The sequence below is a fragment of the Streptomyces sp. NPDC038213 genome (assembly GCF_055600495.1).
Genome location: NZ_JBVJYM010000005.1, coordinates 75,881 through 95,850, shown reverse-complemented (window position 1 = coordinate 95,850; position 19,970 = coordinate 75,881). Strand labels below are relative to the sequence as shown.

Sequence of the window (19,970 nt, the reverse complement as noted above, 5' to 3'; positions counted from 1 at the left end):
GCCCCGGAGCAGCGGTGAGGGCGGGCACGTCCTGCCGGAGGACGAGCGGCTCTACCAGCAGCTGAAGGAGTTCGAAGGCCGCGCCGCCGCGACCGCCGCGGCGGGCAGGGACCCGGTCAACGAGCCCATGATCCGGCACTGGTGCGAGGCGATGGGCGATGCCAACCCCGCCTACGCGGGACCGGAGGCCGTGGCCCCGCCCACCATGCTCCAGGCGTGGACCATGGGCGGCCTGTCCGGCCACCCCGCCGGAAGCGGCCGCTCCGAGGCCTACGACGAGCTGTTCGCCCTGCTCGACGGGGCCGGCTGCACCTCCGTCGTGGCCACCGACTGCGAGCAGGAGTACCTCGTACCGCTGCGCCCCGGCGACCGCATCACCTTCGACGCGGTCATCGAGTCGGTCTCCCCGCGGAAGACCACCCGGCTGGGCACCGGGTACTTCGTGACCACCCGGACCGATGTGCACGCGAACGGCGAGCTCGCCGGGACGCACCGCTTCCGGATCCTCAAGTACGCGCCCGCGAAACGTTCCGCCGAGCCCCGCGAGCACCAGCAGGCCCAGGCCCAGGCCCAGGCCCCGGTACCGGCCCCGCGCCGCCCCCGCCCCGTGGTCAACCGCGACAACCGCGGCTTCTGGGACGGGGTGGCCGAGCGCCGCCTGCTCGTCCAGCGCTGCACCGGCTGCACCGCCCTGCGCTTCCCCTGGCTGCCCGGCTGCAACGACTGCGGCAGCCAGGAGTGGGACACCGTCGAGGCCTCGGGCGAGGGCACCGTCTACTCGTACGTGGTCATGCACCACCCGCCCTTCCCCGCCTTCGACCCGCCCTACGCAGTCGCCCTCGTCGAACTCGCCGAAGGGGTCCGGATGATCAGCAACATCACCGGGGTCCCGTACGGCGAGGTGCGCATCGGGATGCCCGTACGGCTGGAGTTCCTGCAGGCGGACGAGGAGCTCGTCCTGCCCGTCTTCCGGGCCCTGGAGGCCTGACATGGACTTCCGACCCACCGCGGAGCAGGCCGCTGCGGCCGGGCTCGCCGCCGAGGTGTTCGCCGACCTCGCCACCCACGAGCGCCTGGCCGCCGCCGGCACCGGCACGGACGCCGAGCTCTGGAAGGCGCTCACCACCGCGGGGCTCACCGCCGCCGTCGAGGAGGTGGGCCTGCTCGGCCTGGTCCTCCTCCTGGAGGAGCAGGGCCGCACCACCGCGCAGGTCCCCTACGCCGCCACCTGCGTGTACGGCATCCTCGCCGTGGCCGCGCACGGCACCGCGGAGCAGCGGGAACGGCTCCTTCCGGCGCTGCACGCGGGCACGGCGGTGGCGACGGGCGCCTTCCCGGAGCGCGGACGCATCCGCTCCGCCCCGGACCCCGGCCCCGGCCCGGCCGGGACCACGGCCCGCCTCACCGGCACCCTCCCGCTGGTCCCCTGGCTGCGCGACGCCACGCACGTGCTGGTGCCCGACACCGACCGGGTCCTGTGGCTCGTACCGACCTCCGGGGAGGGGGTCGCGGCCGAGCCCGTCGAGACCACCGCCCCCTGGGCCGCGGGCCGGCTGGTCCTGGCCGGGGCCCGCGCGGAACGCCTCGGGGGCGCGGCGGCGGACGCGCGGGACACGCCGGACGCCCCGGGCGCACCGCAGGACCCCGGTGCGCAGGGCGCGGCGTACGACAGCGTGCTCGCCACCGCCCGTACCGCCTTCGCCGGGCTCCAGGCGGGGGTCTGCGCGGGCTCCCTCGCGCGCGCGGTGGCGCACACCTCCACCAGGGAGCAGTTCGGGCGCCCGCTCTCGACCAACCAGGGCGTGATGCTCCGCGCCGCGGACGCCCACATGGACACCGAGGCGATCCGGGTCACCGCGTACGAGGCGGCCTGGCGCGCCGACCAGGGGCTGCCCGCCGGGACGCACGCGCTGACGGCGGCCTGGTGGGCCGCCGAGGCGGGCACGCGGGTGGTCCACGCGGGCCAGCACCTGCACGGGGGCCTGGGCGCCGACGTGGACCACCCGGTCCACCGGCACTTCCTGTGGGGCCGCCAGCTGGCCGCCCACCTGGGCTCCGGCGCCGAACTGCTCGCCGAACTGGGCGCGGCCCTCGCCCTCGACCCGCACGCAGAAACAGCAGAAACAGCAGAAGCAGCAGAAGCAGCAGGGGAGGACCCCCAGTGACCGACACCCCGGCCCCCGGCGACGCGCTCCCGCCCCTGGAGATCCCGGTGACCCGCACCCTGATCGTCGCCGGAGCCATCGCCTCCCGCGACTACCAGGACGTCCACCACGACGCGGAACTCGCCCGCGAGAAGGGCTCCCCCGACGTGTTCATGAACATCCTGACCACCAACGGCCTGGTCGGCCGGTACGTGACCGACCACTTCGGCCCCGCAGCCGTCCTCCGGAAGGTCGCCATCCGCCTCGGCGCCCCCAACTACCCCGGGGACACGATGGTGCTCACCGGCACCGTCACGGACCGCGAGGGCCCCACCGCCGTGGTCCGCGTGACCGGCCGCAACTCCCTCGGCAACCACGTCACGGGTACGGTCACCCTGACCCTCCCCCCGGAAGCCGCCGCTCCGGACACCGCCCGCGGGGAGGCGGGGGCATGAGCCTGCGCACCCGCGACTCCCTGGGCGGCCGCGCCGCCATCGTCGGCATCGGGGCCACCGAGTTCTCGAAGGACTCGGGCCGCAGCGAGCTGAAACTCGCCGTCGAGGCCGTCCGGGCGGCCCTGGACGACGCCGGGCTCAGCCCCTCCGACGTGGACGGCATGGTCACCTTCACGATGGACACCAGCCCCGAGATCACCGTGGCCCAGGCCGCCGGGATCGGGGAGCTGTCCTTCTTCTCCCGCATCCACTACGGCGGCGGGGCGGCCTGCGCCACCGTGCAGCAGGCCGCGCTCGCCGTCGCCACCGGCGTGGCCGAGGTCGTGGTCTGCTACCGCGCCTTCAACGAGCGCTCGGGCCGCCGCTTCGGCTCCGGGGTGCAGCACCGGGAGGCCTCGGCGGAGGGCGCCGCCCTCGGCTGGTCCCTCCCGTGGGGGCTGCTGACCCCGGCCTCCTGGGTGGCGATGGCCGCCCAGCGCTACCTGCACGCGTACGGGCTGACCCCCGAGGCCTTCGGGCACGTGGCCGTCACCGGCCGCCGCCACGCCGCGAACAACCCGGCCGCCTGGTTCCACGGCAAGCCCATCACCCTCGCCGACCATGCCGCCTCGCGCTGGATCGTCGAACCCCTGCGGCTGCTGGACTGCTGCCAGGAGACCGACGGCGGCCAGGCCCTCGTGGTCACCAGCGCCGAGCGCGCCCGCGACCTGCGCCGGCCGCCCGCCGTGATCGCCGCGGCCGCCCAGGGCGCGGGCCGCCGGCAGGAGGCCATGACCAGCTTCTACCGGGACGGGCTCGCCGCGCTCCCGGAGATGGGGGTGGTCGCCGAGCAGCTGTGGCGGACCAGCGGACTGCGCCCCTCCGATATCGACGTGGGCATCCTGTACGACCATTTCACCCCCTTTGTCCTGATGCAGTTGGAGGAGTTCGGTTTCTGCAAGCCGGGTGAGGCCGCCGATTTCACCGCGGCGGACGCCCTTCCGCTCAACACCCACGGCGGCCAGCTCGGGGAGGCGTACCTCCACGGTATGAACGGCATCGCCGAGGCGGTCCGCCAGCTGCGCGGAAGCTCGGTCAACCAGGTCGCGGGCGCCGCGCACACCCTGGTGACCGCCGGTACGGGCGTCCCCACCTCGGGTCTGATCCTCGCCGCCGACGGAGCGTGACCGCCCGCCCTCCTTCTTCAGGAGGTCCGGCGGGCCCCGCCCCTACAACCTGAGACGGATGCGCCTTCGGCACCTGGGGCCGATCCCCAGGGGCCGTGCCCGCTTCTAGCGTGGAGCCATGACCACGCCTGTCTGCACGTACCCGTCGCGCCCGAAGTACCCGGCGGCCTACCCGTCGTTCTCCGCGTACGTCCGGACCCGTGGCTCCTCGCTGATGCGCACCGCGCGGTCCCTGACGGCGAACCCCTGCGACGCCGAGGACCTGCTCCAGACCGCCCTCGCCAAGACGTACGTGGCCTGGGACCGGATCGAGGACCACCGGGCGCTCGACGGGTACGTGCGCCGGGCGCTGGTCAACACCCGCACCTCGCAGTGGCGCAAGCGCAAGGTCGACGAGTTCGCCTGCGAGGAGCTCCCCGAGCCCGAGGGCCTGCCGTACGCGGACCCGGCCGACGCGCAGGTCCTGCGCGACGCCATGTGGCGCGCGGTCACCCGGCTGCCCGACCGCCAGCGCGCCATGGTCGTCCTGCGGTACTACGAGGACCTCAGCGAGGCCCAGACGGCGGAACTCCTCGGGGTGTCCGTCGGCACGGTCAAAAGCGCGGTCTCCCGGGCCCTGGGCAAGCTCCGCGAGGACCCGGAGCTGACGCCGGTCCGCTGAGGGTTATCCCCAGATCTACTCCCGGGTAGTGACAGGGCCTCCCCGCCCTGCGCAGAATCGCTGCAACCTTTGCCGCCGCGCAGCGCCCACCGGGAGGACGCTTTGCTGAGCACCATGCAGGACGTACCGCTGACCGTGACCCGCATCCTCCAGCACGGGATGACGGTCCACGGCCGGTCCACGGTCACCACCTGGACCGGGGAGCCCGAGCCGCACCGCCGCAGCTTCGCCGAGATCGGCGCCCGCGCCGGCCGGCTCGCCCACGCCCTGCGCGACGAGCTGGGAGTCCGCCCGGACGACCGCGTGGCCACGCTCATGTGGAACAACTCCGAGCACGTCGAGGCCTACTTCGCGATCCCGTGCATGGGCGCGGTCCTCCACACGCTGAACCTGCGCCTCCCCCCGGAGCAGCTGGCGTTCATCGTCAACCACGCCGCCGACAAGGTCGTGATCGCCAACGGCACCCTGCTGCCGCTGCTGGCCCCCCTCCTGCCCCACATGCCGACCGTGGAGCACGTGGTGGTCGCGGGCATCGGCGACCGCTCCGCCCTCGACGGGCTGGGCGTGCGCGTCCACGACTACGAGGAGCTCCTCGCGGGCCGCGAGGCCGGGTACGACTGGCCCGAGCTGGACGAGCGGCAGGCCGCGGCCATGTGCTACACCTCCGGGACCACCGGCGACCCCAAGGGCGTGGTCTACTCCCACCGCTCGATCTACCTGCACTCCATGCAGGTCAACATGGCCGAGTCGATGGGCCTGACGGACGCGGACACCGCTCTGATCGTCGTACCGCAGTTCCACGTGAACGCCTGGGGCCTGCCGCACGCGGTGTTCATGACCGGCATCAGCATGCTCATGCCGGACCGCTTCCTCCAGCCGGGCCCGCTCGCCGAGATGATCGAGGCCGAGAAGCCCTCGTACGCCGCCGCGGTGCCGACGATCTGGCAGGGCCTGCTCGCCGAGCTGGCCGCGCGCCCGCGCGACATCTCCGCCATGAAGCACGTGACGATCGGCGGCTCCGCCTGTCCGCCCGCCCTGATGGAGGCGTACGACAAGCTCGGCGTCCGGGTCGTGCACGCCTGGGGTATGACCGAGACCTCCCCGCTGGGCACGATGGCGCACCCGCCGGCCGCCCTCGGCGAGGAGGAGGCCTGGCCCTACCGGCTCACCCAGGGCCGCTTCCCGGCCGGGGTCGAGGCCCGGCTCGTCGGCCCCGGCGGCGACGTACTGCCGTGGGACGGGGCCTCGGCGGGCGAGCTGGAGGTGCGCGGCAACTGGATCGCCGCCGCCTACTACGGGGGTGCGGCCGGCGAGCCCTTCCGCCCCGATGACAAGTTCGCCGAGGACGGCTGGCTCAAGACCGGTGACGTGGGCGTGATCAGCTCCGACGGGTACCTGACCCTGACCGACCGGGCCAAGGACGTCATCAAGTCCGGCGGCGAGTGGATCTCCAGCGTGGAGCTGGAGAACGCGCTGATGGCGCACCCGGACGTGGCCGAGGCCGCCGTGGTCGCCGTACCGGACGAGAAGTGGGGCGAGCGCCCGCTGGCCACCGTGGTCCTCAAGGAGGGCTCCGCGGCGGGGTACGGGGAGCTGCACGCGTTCCTCGGCCGGTCCATCGCCCGCTGGCAGCTGCCGGAGCGCTGGGCCCTGGTCGAGGCCGTCCCGAAGACCAGCGTGGGCAAGTTCGACAAGAAGGTGATCCGCAGGCAGTACGCGGACGGCGAGCTCGACGTGACGCGACTCGACCCGGGGGTCCAGGGCGCAGCCGGCGCCGAGGGCGGGCCGGAGGTCACGAGCGGCTGAGCCAGCCCCGCAGCACCCTGCTGACCACCGGCATCGCCACGTAGGTCATCAGGGTGCTGAACACCGCGGAGAAGGCCGCCGTGCGCAGGACGAGCGGCAGGTCCACCAGGTACGGCCCGAGCAGCGCGTTCCCCAGCAGCGAGATCGGGAAGATGGCCAGCCCCGAGCTGACCGCCATCTTCCAGCGGGGCGGTGCGGGCCGGGTCGTACCCGGCTTGGCGAACCAGGTCTCCATGCCGGTCAGTTCCCGCCGGGCTATCTCGGTGTGGTGGTGGCCCTCGCAGTTCGCGAACCACGAGGCCCGCTCCGGCGAGTCCTGCCAGGCCCGGAAGGCCGTGTTGTCCTCGAAGCGGTGGACGAGGAACCAGGGCGCGCCCTCGGCCGCGGGCCGGAACAGCCCGTAGCCGAGGTGCCCGGAGAAGCCCGCGGCGGTCTCCAGGATGCCGCGGGCCCAGGACTCGAAGGACTCCTCGTAGCCCGGCTCCACCTGACGGGCGATGAGGAGGGTCACCTCCCCGTCGTCCGCGGGCACGCTCTTCTCAGTGGTGTCGGTGATCGCCATCCGCACAGGGTGGCTAATGCGTCCCGATCTTCGCCAGCAGGTCCACGATGCGGCCCTGCACCTCACCGGTCGTGGCCCGTTCGGCGAGGAAGAGCACGCTCTCGCCCGAGCCCAGGCCGGTCAGGTCGGACTTGTCGATGTCCACGGACGTGTAGACGACCAGCGGGGTGCGGTTCAGCTGCCCGTTCGCGCGCAGCCAGTCCACGATCCCGGCCCGCCGCCTGCGCACCTGCATCAGGTCCATGACGACCAGGTTGGGCCGCATCCGGGTGGCGAGCTCCACGGCACCGGTGTCCGCGTCGGCGCGCGCCACCTGCATCCCGCGGCGCTCCAGGGCGGCCGTGAGGGCCTGCGCGATCTCGTCGTGCTGCTCGATCAGCAGGACCCGTGAGGGGTGCTGCTCGCTGTCGCGCGGGGCCAGGGCCTTGAGGAGCACGGCCGGGTCCGCCCCGTACGCCGCCTCCCGGGTGGCCTGCCCCAGACCGGCGGTGACCAGCACCGGGACCTCGGCGGCCACGGCGGCCTGGCGCAGGGACTGCAGGGCGGTGCGGGTGATCGGCCCGGTCAGCGGGTCGACGAAGAGCGCGGCGGGGTACGCGGCGATCTGCGCGTCCACCTCCTCGCGGGAGTGCACGATCACGGGCCGGTAGCCGCGCTCGCTCAGCGCCTGCTGGGTCTGCACGTCGGGCGCGGGCCAGACCAGCAGCCGGCGCGGGTTGTCCAGCGGCTCCGGCGGCAGCTCGTCGTCCACGGGCGGCGGTACGGGCCGGTCGACGACCTCCACGGCTCCCCCCGGCCCGTCGAGCGGCTCGGGGCCCTCGGCGGAACCGGCGGCGGGCGCCCCTATGGCGAAGGCCCGCCCGGTCTCCTCGCCGGGATCGGCGAGCCGGCGGCGCCGGCCCGACCCGTCGGTCTGCTCCCCCGCACCCGGGACGGGCGCCGGTCCGGTCGCGCTGCCCGGGGGCCGGACCGGGGCGGGCGGGACCAGGGCGGCACCCTGGCCCAGGGTGCCGAGGGCGCGTACGGAGATGGGTCCGGCGGGACCGTCCTGGGCCTGCCGGGCCCCGGGCAGCGCGACCGGCCCGGCAGCCGGTCCGCTGCCGGCCGTGCCGTCTTCGGGAGCGGTACGGGCGGCGGGTACGGGCCAGGCCTGGGCGGGCTGGAGGGCGCGGCGGCGCCCGGTGGGGGCCGCGTCCTGGCCGGTGGGGGCCCCGGGCAGCGGGTGGGGCTGCGGGGGCGTGTGGTCCTCGCGCTCCGCGGCGGGCCCGTGCTCCCCGCCCGCTGGCGGCGCCGCGGGACTGCCGAGCACCCGGCGGGCGCGGCGCCCCTGGGCCTCCGGGCCCGGCTCCCCGCCGGGGGCGGCGGGCCCCGCGGGCACAGGGGCGGGGGCATCGGTCACGTACGGGTCGGCGGGCGCGGACCCGGCCCGCGCACCGGGTACGGCGGGCGTGCCGAGAGCGCGCCGCCGTCCGCCGCCGGGCGCGGACTCGGCCCCAGCGGCCGCGGAGGGCGCCACGGGCGGAAGCGTGGGCACCGGGGGCGCCTGGGGGGCGGGAGGTACGACGGGCGGTACGGAGGGCACCGGGGGCACGGCACCGCCGGGCGGCACGGGCGCACCGGGCGGTACCGGGCCCGCGGCGGGCACGGGGCCGCCGTTCGGACCGCGGCCCCCGGCGGGTACGGGACCCCCCGGCGGTACGGGACCCGCGGGGCCGCCCGCGGAGCCCTCGGCCCCGGCCGGTCCCAGCGCCCGGCGCCGCCCGGGACCGACCTGCTCCGGGCCGCCCCCGGAGGCGGCGGGCGGCAGGGCGGGCAGGCCCTGCGGGGGTACGGGCTGCGGTCCGGCGGGGTTCTCCTCCTGCGGCCGCCCGCGGCGGCGCCCGGTCCCGTCGGCGGGCACGGCTGCTGCGGGGCCAGCGGGGTTGGCGGGTCCAGAGGGTCCGGCGGGTCCGGTGGGGTTGGCGGGGCCCGCCGGGGTGGCGGCGGGAGCTGCGGCGCCCTGCGCACCGGGCGGCGCGGACAGCCCGGGGGCGCCCGGCAGTGCGGCGGCGGCCGGTCCGAGTGCGGCGGGCGCACCGGGCCGCGCAGGCAGCCCGGGCCCGCCGGGTCCGGCCGGTACGGGGGAGAGTCCGGCCGGGTTCACCGGTGCGGAGGCGAGGTCGGAGCCGGGGGCGCGGCGGCGGCCCGAGGGCAGGGCGAGGGCGCCGCCCCCGTCCTCGCCGCCGGGACGGCCGGGGGCCTCCTCGTCGAGGAAGGCGTCCACACCCCGGCGGGCGCGCCGGCCGGCCGGGGCGGGCCGGGCGCCCGGCCCGGCGCCCGCTGCGGGCGCAGCTCCGGCCGCGTTCTCGGCGGCGGGCTCCGCTTCGGGTTCCGGTTCGGGCCGGGTCACGGTGCCCGCGCCCGCCCCGAGCGGTACTTCCAGCACGTACGCGCTGCCGGTGCTGCCCGGCACCTCGTGGGTCTGGAGCACGCCCCCGTGCGCGGCCACGATCCCCCGCACGATCGGCTCGTGGACCGGATTGCCGCCGGAGTACGGGCCGCGGACCTCGATCCGTACGACGTCGCCGCGCTGGGCCGCGGCCACCACGATCGTGGAGTCCATGTACCCGCCGACGGAGGCCACCGGGGCCTTGCCGGTGGCGTCGACGCCGGCCACGTCGGCGATCAGGTGCGCCAGGGCCGTGGCCAGGCGTGCCGGATCGACTTCCGCTTCGATGGTCGGCGCGTGGACGGCGAACTGGGCCCGCCCCGGTCCGATCAGTTCCACGGCGCCCTCCACGCCGGCGGCGACCACTCCGTCGAGGAGCACCTTCTCCTTGGCGAGCTTCTCCCGGCCGGCGTCGAGCCGCTGGAAGCCGAGCACGTTGTCGAGGAGCACGGTCATCCGGGAGTACCCGGCGGCCAGGTGGTGCAGCAGCTGGTTGGCCTCGGGCCACAGCTGTCCGGCGTCGTCCGCGGCCAGCGTGGCGAGCTCCCCGCGCAGCTCCTCCAGCGGGCCGCGCAGGGCCTCGTCGGCGAGGGCGGTCAGCTGCGCGTGCCGGGCGGCCAGGGCGTCGTACGGGCGGCGGTCGGTGAAGGTCATCACCGCGCCGACGAGCTGCTCCCCGTCCCGGACGGGGGAGGTGGTGAGGTCGACGGAGACCGGTTTGCCGGCCTTGTTCCACAGCACCTGGCCGCGCACCCGGTGCTTGCGCCCGGAGCGCAGGGTGTCGGCGAGCGGGGACTCGTCGAAGGGGAAGGGGGAGCCGTCGGCGCGGGAGTGCACGACCAGGGAGTGCAGTTCGCGGTTGCCGAGCTCGGTGGCGCGGTAGCCGAGGATCTGGGCGGCGGCCGGGTTGACCAGGACGATCCGGCCGTCGGTGTCGGTGCCGACCACGCCCTCGGCGGCGGCGCGCAGGATCATCTCGGTCTGCCGCTGCGAGCGGGCGAGCTCGGCCTCGGTGTCGACGGTGCCGGAGAGGTCGCGCACGACGAGCATGAGCAGTTCGTCGCCGGTGTAGCGGTGGGCGTCGGCGTAGGCCTCGCGGCCGTCCTCCAGGGAGGCGCTGGTCACCTCGGCGGGGAACTCGCTGCCGTCGGTGCGGTGGGCCGTCATCCGCTTCGGCCTGGTGCGGCCCTCGGGCTCGTCGCCGGGCCTGCGCATGGAGCCGGGGATCAGCTTGGAGTCGAAGTCGGGGAGGAGGGACAGCAGCCCGCGCCCGACCAGTCCGGTACCGGGGGACTCGAAGGTCTCCAGCGCGATGGAGTTCGCGTTGACCACGGTGCCGTTGGCGTTGACGAGCAGGAGCGCGTCGGGGAGTGCGTCGAGTATTGCTGCGAGGCGAGCAGCGCCTCGGGATGGCCTGCTGCTCACGACGACGCTTCCTCCCTGACTACCGGCATGTCACGGGAGGAGTCTAAGGGCACGGTCCCGCGGCCCGGCGGCGGATGTGCGGGTCCTCTCACATCCTCGCTGGTCAGGAGCGCACACTCGGAAGCACGGGTTCCAAATCCTTCCACCGGCTGATCTCGCACCCGTTCTCCCTGTCGAACGCTGCGTCGACCCGCTCCCCGCGCCAGGTCCCGGTGACCTTGGCCCTGGCCCCGCCCCCGTGCTGCTGGGTGCACATGCTGCGGGTGGACACGGGCGCGAAGGGGTCGGTGCCGTCCGCGGCGAAGCGGTCGAGGCGGTCGCAGGCGCGCTTGGCCTGGGGGTGGGTCCCGCCGGCCGGACGGCACGTCAGCTCGTACGAGCCGTCGGCGTGCGGGTTCCCGGTCTCGGAGACGGTCACAGTGAGCCGGTCGGGGCGCTGCTCGGCCTCCCCGAGCAGCCCGAAGGGCAGCGGCGGGAGGGGGCCGGAGGCGATCGCGGCCGTGACGGCGGAGGCGAGGGCGAGTCGGCGGAGCATGGCCTGCCCAACGAGCGGGCCCGGGCCCGGGTCACCCCCGACCGCGGCCGCCGTCCCATGCGCCCCGGGCGCCCCACCTGCCCCCGGGTGCACTTCCGGCCATTAAGGCTTTGCCCGGGCGGCCGGGTGGCTAGTACCGTGGGGGTGGATTGGTGACGGGCCGCATGGCTGTGTCATCATCTGCACGCACCCCACGTACGCGGGGGTGTGCTGGAGGCGTCGCCTAGTCCGGTCTATGGCGCCGCACTGCTAATGCGGTTTGGGTCTTAAAGCCCATCGAGGGTTCAAATCCCTCCGCCTCCGCGCTGTGATCACCGAAGCCCCGGTCCGCAAAGACCGGGGCTTCGGTCGTTCCTGCGTTCCCGTGTGTGCTCCTGCGCGGCCCGCGCCGCCCCGGGGGATCCGCCGCAAGATCGCCCAGGACGGTTGGATGATCATGGCCATCGGGGCGTTTTCGCAGGTCAAGGCGGGTCTGGCTAATGGATTTCGCGTCCCGGCGAGGTCCATGTATTGTTGTTCTCGCAAGGCCAACGGGGCGAAAAACCCCGGGAAGCACAAGCACTCGTAGCTTAACGGATAGAGCATCTGACTACGGATCAGAAGGTTGCAGGTTCGAATCCTGCCGAGTGCACAGAAACGAGAGCCCCTCAGGAGAAATCCTGAGGGGCTCTCGCGTTGTCGGGAGGACTTCGTGGACTGGTGGTGCACCGGGCTGCGCTGGACGGGGGAGGGCCCCGCCCTCGGCTGGTACGCGCAGGAGCGCGGCGAGCGCTCCAGCCTGCTGGCGGTGGGCCGGGCGCTGGCCTTCCGGTTCGAGGGGGAGCGGCGCTGCCTCGGCGTCCGGCGCGGCGGCAGCCGGCACCCCTGTCCGACGGGCGCCGGCGTCGGCGCGGCGGGGCGCTCCCCCCAGTGCCCCGACTGCGCGCGGCTGGACCGTTCGTACTCGGTGGCCGCGGACACCATCGCGGACGACCCCCGCCCGTACCGGGTCTACCTGGCCTGGTTCGGCCCGGGGCTGCTCAAGGTCGGGATCACGGCCGAGGAGCGGGGCGCCGTGCGGCTGCTGGAGCAGGGGGCCGTGGCGTGGAGCTGGCTGGGGCGGGGGCCCCTGATGGCCGCCCGGCGCACGGAGGAGCTGCTGCGGGCCGCCCTGGGGGTGCCGGACCGGATCCCGTACGCGCGCAAGCGGGAGGTGCGGGCGCAGCTGCCGCCGGCCGGGGAGCGGCGGGCCGAGGTGGCCGCGGTGCACGGGCGGGCGCGCGCCCTGGCGGGCTGGGCGGAGGCCCTGGAGCCGCTGCCCTGCGAAGTGGCGGACCACGGGTCGGCGTTCCGCCTGGACGCGCTGCCGCGGCCTGCGGCCGTGCTGGCCGCTCCGGTCGCGGGGGCCGTGGTCAGCGGGGTTCCGGTGGGTGCGGCGGGGCCCGATCTGCACTTCGCGGACGGGCTGGTGGCCGATGCGCGGCTGCTCGCGGGCTGGGTGCTGTCGGCGGCGGACCCCGGGGCGGCCACCGCGGCGCCCGTGCAGCCGGTGCGCGCGGCGCAGGGAGAACAGCCCGGCCTGTTCTGAGTGCCGGGGAGCCGTCCGGGTGAAGGTCAAATCTTGGATCCCTTTGCTCCCGCGGGGCTGTTCGCGGTGGACACGCCGGGGGTCGGCTGCGGAGGGTGGGGGCATGAGCATCCAGCCCGTCCCGGCATTCGAACCGCCCTATCTGATGGCCGTGTTCACCTCCGTGCGCACCCCCGAGGAAGAGGGCTACGAGGAGACCTCCCGGCGTATGACCGAGCTCGGCACGGCCGTCCCCGGCTACCTCGGACACGAGAGCGCCCACACCCCCGGGGGCCTCGCGATCACGGTCGCGTACTTCCGCGACCAGGAGTCCCTGGCCGGCTGGCGCACCGACATGGAGCACCAGGCGGCGATGCGGCGCGGGCGCACCGACTGGTACGAGAGCTACAGCCTCCACGTCGGCACCGTCGAGCGGAGCCATTCCTTTGTCCGCAACAGCTGAGGCCGTACGGGGGTTCCTCCGGCGGACCGGGGCGCCCGCCCTGGTCGACGTGCACACGCACTTCATGCCGAAGCAGGTGCTCGACAAGGTCTGGCGGTACTTCGACTCCGCCGGGCCGCTGACCGGCACTGCCTGGCCGATCACCTACCGGCACGAGGAGGACGAGCGCGTCGCGCTGCTGCGCGGGTTCGGGGTGCGGGCCTTCACGGCCATGCTCTACCCGCACAAGCCCGCCATGGCCGGCTGGCTGAACTCCTGGGCCGCCGACTTCGCGGCCCGGACCCCGGACTGCCTGCACACGGCCACCTTCTTCCCGGAGGAGGGGGCCGGACGGTACGTGCGGCAGGCCCTGGAGTCCGGGGCCCGGGTCTTCAAGGCGCACGTGCAGGTCGGCGGGTACGACCCGGCGGACGAGCTGCTCGACGGGGTCTGGGGGCTGCTCGCCGAGGCGGGGGTCCCCACCGTCATCCACTGCGGCTCCGGCCCCGCCCCCGGCAAGCACACCGGGCCGGAGCCGGTGGCCCGGGTGCTGGCCCGCCATCCGCGGCTGCCGCTGGTCTTCGCCCACATGGGGATGCCCGAGTACGGGGAGTTCCTCGCGCTCGCCGAGCGGTACCCGGAGGTCCGGCTGGACACCACGATGGCCTTCACGGACTTCGCCGAGCGGCTCAGCCCCTTCCCGCCCGCCGAGCTGCCCCGGCTGGCCGACCTCGGGGACCGCATCCTGCTCGGCAGCGACTTCCCGAACATCCCCTACCCGTACGAGCACCAGTTGCACGCCCTGGAGCGGCTCGGCCTGGGGCGGGACTGGCTGCGGGCGGTCTGCCACGACAACGGGGCGCGGCTCTTCGGACTGCCCGCACCCGCCTGAGCCGTCCGGACCGCCCGGCAGCGGCGGTCCCTTTTCTCAGGAGATTCACAGAAAAGGACAAGAGCCCTCTCAGCGGCCCTCCCCAGGCTGGGAGCATGACCGCGACGACTGCTTCCACGCACACGACCGCGACCTGCACGCCCACCGCCCTGGTGAGGCCCGACGGCGGGCCCTGCCGGGTGCTCGTCGTGGACGACGAGACCGCGCTCTCCGAACTGCTGTCGATGGCCCTGCGCTACGAGGGCTGCGAGGTGCGCAGCGCCGGGGACGGGGCGGGCGCGATCCGGGCCGCCCGTGCCTTCCGGCCCGACGCGGTGGTCCTCGACATCATGCTGCCCGATATGGACGGGCTGGCCGTGCTGGGCCGGCTCCGCCGGGAGCTCCCCCAGGTGCCGGTGCTCTTCCTGACGGCGAAGGACTCGGTGGAGGACCGGATCGCGGGCCTCACGGCCGGGGGCGACGACTACGTCACCAAGCCCTTCAGCCTGGAGGAGGTCGTGGCCCGGCTGCGCGGGCTGATCCGGCGCTCCGGGGCGGCCGCGGCCGCCCGCGGTGACTCCGTCCTCGTGGTCGGCGACCTCACCCTGGACGAGGACAGCCACGAGGTCACCCGGGGCGGGCAGGAGATCCACCTGACCGCCACCGAGTTCGAGCTGCTGCGCTACCTCATGCGCAATCCGCGCCGTGTGCTCAGCAAGGCGCAGATCCTCGACCGGGTCTGGTCGTACGACTTCGGCGGGCAGGCCAACGTGGTCGAGCTCTACATCTCCTACCTGCGGCGCAAACTGGAGAGCGGCCCCGGCCGCAGCCCGATGATCCACACCCGGCGCGGCGCCGGCTACCTGATCAAACCGGGGGAGTAGGTGCCGAAGGGGTCCCGCCCCCGGCGGTTCGCGCGGCGGCCCTGGTCGCTGCGGACCCGCCTGGTCTTCTCCGCAGTGCTGCTGATCGCCGTCGTGGGGACGGCCATCGGCGCGGTCACCACGCTCGCCCTGCGCTCGTACCTGGTGAACCAGGTGGACAAGCAGCTGGGCACCTCGGTGGAGATGGCCGACCGGGCCCCCGGCAGCCGCCTGGACCCGGGCAGCGGCCCCACGGACCTCCGCTTCGTCGCCGCACCGGGCTCTCCGCTGGGCGCCGTCGGAGTGCTGATGGGACCCGGCGGGGAGGCGGCGGAGGGGGCCCGCAGCACCCGGTCCGACGGCGCGGACCCCGGCTACCGGGTCCCGCTGACCGCGGCCCAGCAGCAGGCCCTGGCCGCAGCCGTCCCGCGGGCCGCGGACGGTGCCGTCGAGGTGGAGATGCCGGGACTGGGCAGCTACCTCGTCCGGTCCGGACCGGACGGCAGCTACGCCCTGGGCTTTCCGCTGGCCGGAGTGAACTCCACGGTGAACACCCTGGTCCTGGTCGAGGTGTGCGTCACCGCGGCCGGGCTGATCGCGGCCGGGCTCGCCGGACAGGCGCTGGTCGGGGTGGCCCTGCGCCCGTTGCGCCGGGTCGCGGCCACGGCCACCCGGGTCTCCGAACTCCCGCTGCACAGCGGGGAGGTGGCCCTGCACGAGCGGGTGCCCGAGGCCGAGGCCGACCCCCGGACCGAGGTGGGCCAGGTGGGCGCCGCCCTCAACCGGATGCTGGGGCACGTGGGTTCGGCGCTGGCGGCCCGCCAGGAGAGCGAGACGCGCGTACGGCAGTTCGTCGCGGACGCCAGCCACGAACTGCGCACCCCGCTGGCCTCCATCCGCGGGTACGCCGAGCTGACCCGGCGGGGCCGCGAGGAGGCCGGCCCCGACACCCGGCACGCCCTGGGCCGCATCGAATCCGAGGCGGCCCGGATGACCGGGCTGGTGGAGGACCTGCTGCTACTCGCCCGGCTCGACGCGGGGCGGCCCCTGTCCGCGGAGAGCACCGACCTGGTGCCCCTGGTCGTCGACGCCGTCAGCGACGCCCGCGCCGCCGGGCCGGGGCACCGCTGGCGGCTCCAACTCCCCGACTCCCCTGCCGTGGTGCGTGCGGATCCGGCCCGGCTGCAACAGGTCCTGGTCAACCTCCTGGCCAACGCCCGCACCCACACCCCGCCCAACACCACGGTCACCGCTCGTGTTTCACGTGAAACACAGCGTGTTTCACGTGAAACATCCACCCTGCTGATCGAGGTCGAGGACAACGGCCCGGGAATCCCGGCCGAGTTGCTGCCCCGTATCTTCGAGCGCTTCGCCCGCGGTGACGCCTCCCGTTCCCGCCAGGCGGGCTCCACCGGTCTCGGACTCGCCATCGTCCAGGCCGTGGTGGGCGCCCACGGCGGCCGCGTCGGGGTCAGCAGCGCTCCGGGCCGCACCGTGTTCTCCGTCAGGCTCCCCGCGGAGCCGGACGAAGAGGGCGGAGTCCCGGTCGGCGGGTCCTCACAGCCCCGGCACAGGCACACCACACAGGCGTGACAGCACGGGACCCGAGGGTCGGTGCATGCCCCTCGACACCCCTTCCGGGACCCTTCCGGCCCGAGCGGCCCTCGCGGCCCCCGTGCCCGGCGCCCCCGCGCCCGGCACCCCCGTACTGGACGTGGTCATCCCCGTGTACAACGAGGAGGAGGACCTCGGCCCCTGTGTCCGCAGGCTCCACGAGCACCTGAGCCGGACCTTCCCCTACCCCTTCCGGATCACCGTCGCGGACAACGCCAGCACCGACCGGACGGCCGAGGTGGCCGCGGAACTCGAGGGTTCGCTGGACCGGGTCCGCGTCCACCGACTGGAGCTCAAGGGCCGCGGTCGCGCCCTGCGCACCGTCTGGTCCGGCTCCGAAGCCCCCGTCCTCGCCTATATGGACGTGGACCTGTCCACGGACCTCAACGCGCTGCTGCCGCTGGTGGCCCCGCTCATCTCGGGCCATTCCGACCTGGCCATCGGCACCCGGCTCGCCCGCTCCTCACGGGTGGTGCGCGGGCCCAAGCGGGAGTTCGTCTCCCGCGCCTACAACCTGATCCTGCGCTCCTCCCTCGCCGCCGGGTTCAGCGACGCCCAGTGCGGGTTCAAGGCCATCCGGCGCGAGGTGGCCGAACGGCTGCTGCCGCTGGTCGAGGACACCGGGTGGTTCTTCGACACCGAGATGCTCGTCCTCGCCGAACGGGCCGGGCTGCGCATCCACGAGGTCCCCGTGGACTGGGTGGACGACCCCGACTCCACCGTGCACCTGGTGCAGACCGCCACCGCCGACCTGAAGGGGGTCTGGCGGGTGGGCCGGGCCCTCGCCGTCGGAGCCCTGCCCCTGGACCGGCTCGCCCGCCCCTTCGGGGACGATCCCCGCGACCGCGCCCTGACCGGGGTCCCCGGGGGCCTGGCCCGCCAGCTCCTCGGGTTCTGCGCGGTCGGGGTGCTCTCCACCCTCGGCTACCTCGGCCTCTACACCCTCTTCCGGCTCGGCGCCGGTGCCCAGACCGCCAACGCGGCCGCCCTGCTGCTCTCCGCCCTCGCCAACACCGCGGCGAACCGCCGGCTGACCTTCGGGGTCCGCGGCCGGGACCGGGCCCTGCGACACCAGGCCCAGGGCCTCGTGGTCTTCGCCATCGGACTCGCCCTGACCAGCGGCTCCCTGGCCGCCCTGGACGCCGCCACCGACAGCCCCGGACACGGCACCGAACTCGCCGTGCTGATCACCGCGAACCTCGCCGCGACGGTGCTCCGCTTCCTGCTCCTGCGCTCCTGGGTCTTCCCCGAGCGCCGCACCCCGCGCCCGACCGCTCCGGAGGACCCCCGATGACCACGGCCGCCCCCGTCCTCACCCGCGCCCCCGCCACCCGTGCCGGGGCCGCGGAGGCCCGGCCCCGCTGGGAGCGGCCCGCACTCGCCGCCCTGCTGCTGGGCACCGCTCTCCTCTACCTCTGGAACCTCAGCGCCTCCGGCTACGCGAACTCCTTCTACTCGGCCGCTGCCCAGGCCGGGGCCGAGAGCTGGAAGGCCTTCTTCTTCGGCTCCTCCGACGCGGGCAACTCGATCACCGTGGACAAGCCCCCGGCCGCCCTGTGGCCGATGGCCCTGTCCGTCCGGCTCTTCGGCCTCGGCTCCTGGCAGCTGCTCGCCCCCCAGGCACTGATGGGGGTGGGCACCGCCGCGGTCCTCTTCGCCTCCGTCAAGCGGCAGTTCGGTCCGGCGGCCGGACTGCTCGCGGGCACCGCCTTCGCGCTCACCCCGGTGGCCGCGCTGATGTTCCGCTTCAACAACCCCGACGCCCTGCTCGCCCTGCTGCTGACGGTGACGGTGTACTGCGTCCTGCGGGCACTGGAGGGGGCCCGGACGAAGTGGCTGGTCTGGGCCGGGGCAGCCGTCGGCCTCGCCTTCCTCGCCAAGACCCTCCAGGCCTTCCTGATCCTGCCGCCGCTCGCCCTCCTGTACGCCGTCTGCGCCCCGGCCCCGCTGCGCCGCAGGCTCGGCCAGCTGCTGCTCTCGGGACTGGCAGCGGTGCTCGCGGGCGGCTGGTGGGTGGCCGTGGTCGAACTCTGGCCGGCGTCCTCCCGCCCGTACATCGGCGGCTCCCAGACCAACTCCTTCCTGGAGCTGACCTTCGGCTACAACGGCCTGGGCCGGATCAACGGCAACGAGACCGGCAGCGTCGGCGGAGGCGCCGGCCGGGGCGGAGGCGGCTGGGGGGAGACCGGGATCGACCGGCTCTTCGCCGGGAACATCGGCGGCCAGATCGCCTGGCTGCTCCCGGCCGCCCTGGTCCTGCTGCTCGCGGGCCTGGTGGTGACCCGGCGGGCCGGCCGTGCGGCCGGCACCCTGGAGTCCGCTGCCCGCGCCGCCTTCCTCGCCTGGGGCGGCTGCCTGCTGGTCACCGCGGTGGTGTTCAGCTTCATGCAGGGCATCTTCCACGAGTACTACACCGTCGCCCTCGCCCCCTACGCCGCCGCCCTGGTGGGCATGGGACTCGCCGTGCTCTGGGAGGAGCGCGGCACCCGGGCCGCCGCGCTGACCCTCGCCGGGACCCTCGTCCTGACCGCCGTGTGGTCGTACGTGCTGCTGGGCCGCGCCGAGGGCTACCTGCCCTGGCTGCGCTGGGCGGTCCTGGCGGGCGGCCTGGCGGCGGCCGCCGGACTGCTGGTCCGGCGCGCGGCCCTGTGGGCGGCCGGGCTGGGCCTGGCCGTCTCCCTGGCGGGTCCGCTGGCCTACACCCTCACCACGGTCGGCGAGGGCCACGCCGGATCCATCGTGACGGCCGGCCCCGCGGTGGCGGGCGGCGGCGGTCCCGGCGGAGGCCGGGGCCTGAGGATGCTGCCGGGCGGCGAACTGCCGGGCGGCGCCCCGGACGGCACCGGCTTCCCCGGCCGCGGCGGCGGCGCCCCGCAGGGCGGTACCGCTCCGGGCGGGACTCCCCCGGGCGGATTCCCCCAGGGCTTCCCCCAGGGCGGGCGCCAGGGTCAGCAGCCGGGCCAGGGCCAGGCACAGGGCCCGGGAGGCCGGGCCGGTCAGCCCGGGGAGCAGGGCCGCGGCGGCGGGCTCGGCGGGCTGCTCAACGGCGCCGAGGTCGGTGCGGAGGTCCGGCGGCTGCTCACGGCGGACGCCGATGCGTACACCTGGGCCGCGGCCGCCACCGGGGCCCAGAACGCCGCGAGCTACCAGCTGGCCACCGGACGTCCGGTGATGCCGGTCGGCGGGTTCAACGGCAGCGACCCGTCCCCGACCCTGGAGCAGTTCCGCCGGTACGTGGCGGACGGCCGCATCCACTACTACATCGGGGGCGGCGGCGGGATGCCCGGCGGCCGGGGCGAGGGCAGTTCCTCCGCCATCGCCGCCTGGGTGGCCGAGAACTTCACGGCCAGGATCGTCGGGGGTACCACGCTGTACGACCTGACGGCCCCGAAGTCCTGAACCCGCCCCAACATCTGAGGCACCCTCTAGCATCAAGAAGGGCGGACCGGGCA

General features: G+C 74.9%; 16 protein-coding genes and 2 tRNA genes. 15 read left to right on the top strand and 3 right to left on the bottom strand.

All coding sequences use genetic code 11. The features are described from left to right. The first annotated feature begins 31 nt into the window (after positions 1–31). The 6 genes from ACZ7JZ_RS09830 (at position 32) to ACZ7JZ_RS09805 (ending at position 6,232) form a co-directional block, all read left to right on the top strand. Entirely contained in the window at positions 32–988 is a 957-nt protein-coding gene (locus ACZ7JZ_RS09830) for a bifunctional MaoC family dehydratase N-terminal/OB-fold nucleic acid binding domain-containing protein (protein WP_470936382.1), read from the top strand. A 1-nt stretch (position 989) separates the two neighbouring features. Further along, positions 990–2,165, top strand: a complete 1,176-nt coding sequence (locus tag ACZ7JZ_RS09825) for an acyl-CoA dehydrogenase family protein (RefSeq protein ID WP_470935484.1) — start codon at positions 990–992, stop codon at positions 2,163–2,165. After that, positions 2,162–2,599, top strand: a complete 438-nt coding sequence (locus ACZ7JZ_RS09820; protein WP_470935482.1) for a MaoC family dehydratase — start codon at positions 2,162–2,164, stop codon at positions 2,597–2,599. Before ACZ7JZ_RS09825 ends, ACZ7JZ_RS09820 begins: the two co-directional genes overlap by 4 nt. Further along, positions 2,596–3,765 carry a lipid-transfer protein gene (locus ACZ7JZ_RS09815; protein ID WP_470935479.1) on the top strand — a complete coding sequence of 390 codons (1,170 nt, stop codon included), beginning with the start codon at positions 2,596–2,598 and terminating at the stop codon, positions 3,763–3,765. The genes ACZ7JZ_RS09820 and ACZ7JZ_RS09815 overlap by 4 nt, the downstream gene beginning before the upstream one ends. Before the next feature lie 118 nt (positions 3,766–3,883). Further along, the gene (locus ACZ7JZ_RS09810) at positions 3,884–4,426 is read left to right on the top strand and encodes a SigE family RNA polymerase sigma factor (RefSeq protein ID WP_470935476.1); all 543 of its coding nucleotides are present in this window, start codon (positions 3,884–3,886) and stop codon (positions 4,424–4,426) included. 102 nt (positions 4,427–4,528) lie between these two features. After that, positions 4,529–6,232 (top strand): long-chain fatty acid--CoA ligase, encoded by a 1,704-nt coding sequence (locus tag ACZ7JZ_RS09805; RefSeq protein WP_470935473.1) that lies wholly within the window; start codon positions 4,529–4,531, stop codon positions 6,230–6,232. Here ACZ7JZ_RS09805 and ACZ7JZ_RS09800 read toward each other — a convergent pair. The 3 genes from ACZ7JZ_RS09800 to ACZ7JZ_RS09790 all read right to left on the bottom strand — a co-directional run bounded on the left by ACZ7JZ_RS09800 (position 6,219) and on the right by ACZ7JZ_RS09790 (position 11,182). Further along, positions 6,219–6,794, bottom strand: a complete 576-nt coding sequence (locus ACZ7JZ_RS09800) for an antibiotic biosynthesis monooxygenase (protein ID WP_470935470.1) — start codon at positions 6,792–6,794, stop codon at positions 6,219–6,221. The genes ACZ7JZ_RS09805 and ACZ7JZ_RS09800 overlap by 14 nt on opposite strands. Before the next feature lie 13 nt (positions 6,795–6,807). Continuing rightward, on the bottom strand, positions 6,808–10,647 hold the full coding sequence (locus ACZ7JZ_RS09795) for a response regulator (RefSeq protein ID WP_470935467.1): 3,840 nt from the start codon (positions 10,645–10,647) through the stop codon (positions 6,808–6,810). A gap of 103 nt (positions 10,648–10,750) precedes the next feature. Beyond that, the gene (locus tag ACZ7JZ_RS09790; protein WP_470935465.1) at positions 10,751–11,182 is read right to left on the bottom strand and encodes an SSI family serine proteinase inhibitor; all 432 of its coding nucleotides are present in this window, start codon (positions 11,180–11,182) and stop codon (positions 10,751–10,753) included. Between the two features lie 212 nt (positions 11,183–11,394). Between ACZ7JZ_RS09790 and ACZ7JZ_RS09785 the strand changes: the two genes are divergently transcribed. From ACZ7JZ_RS09785 to ACZ7JZ_RS09745, 9 genes are all read left to right on the top strand, one after another. Beyond that, positions 11,395–11,485: transfer RNA gene (locus ACZ7JZ_RS09785), tRNA-Ser, on the top strand. Positions 11,486–11,740: 255 nt separating this feature from the next. Beyond that, a tRNA-Arg gene (locus ACZ7JZ_RS09780) sits at positions 11,741–11,813 on the top strand. A 60-nt stretch (positions 11,814–11,873) separates the two neighbouring features. Then, a complete protein-coding gene (locus ACZ7JZ_RS09775) occupies positions 11,874–12,749 on the top strand; it encodes a DUF2797 domain-containing protein (RefSeq protein ID WP_470935462.1) in 876 nt (291 codons plus the stop codon). Between the two features lie 103 nt (positions 12,750–12,852). Further along, positions 12,853–13,191 (top strand): antibiotic biosynthesis monooxygenase family protein, encoded by a 339-nt coding sequence (locus ACZ7JZ_RS09770; RefSeq protein ID WP_470935459.1) that lies wholly within the window; start codon positions 12,853–12,855, stop codon positions 13,189–13,191. Then, a complete protein-coding gene (locus ACZ7JZ_RS09765) occupies positions 13,169–14,062 on the top strand; it encodes an amidohydrolase family protein (protein WP_470936379.1) in 894 nt (297 codons plus the stop codon). The genes ACZ7JZ_RS09770 and ACZ7JZ_RS09765 overlap by 23 nt, the downstream gene beginning before the upstream one ends. Positions 14,063–14,157: 95 nt before the next feature. Then, positions 14,158–14,925: a response regulator transcription factor gene (locus ACZ7JZ_RS09760; protein ID WP_470935456.1), complete on the top strand. Its 768-nt coding sequence runs from the start codon at positions 14,158–14,160 to the stop codon at positions 14,923–14,925. Next, a complete protein-coding gene (locus ACZ7JZ_RS09755) occupies positions 14,926–16,497 on the top strand; it encodes a HAMP domain-containing sensor histidine kinase (RefSeq protein WP_470935453.1) in 1,572 nt (523 codons plus the stop codon). It abuts the gene before it with no gap. A 25-nt stretch (positions 16,498–16,522) separates the two neighbouring features. After that, positions 16,523–17,812 (top strand): bifunctional glycosyltransferase family 2/GtrA family protein, encoded by a 1,290-nt coding sequence (locus ACZ7JZ_RS09750; RefSeq protein WP_470935450.1) that lies wholly within the window; start codon positions 16,523–16,525, stop codon positions 17,810–17,812. Further along, the gene (locus ACZ7JZ_RS09745; RefSeq protein ID WP_470935447.1) at positions 17,809–19,917 is read left to right on the top strand and encodes an ArnT family glycosyltransferase; all 2,109 of its coding nucleotides are present in this window, start codon (positions 17,809–17,811) and stop codon (positions 19,915–19,917) included. The genes ACZ7JZ_RS09750 and ACZ7JZ_RS09745 overlap by 4 nt, the downstream gene beginning before the upstream one ends. Positions 19,918–19,970 lie beyond the last annotated feature (53 nt).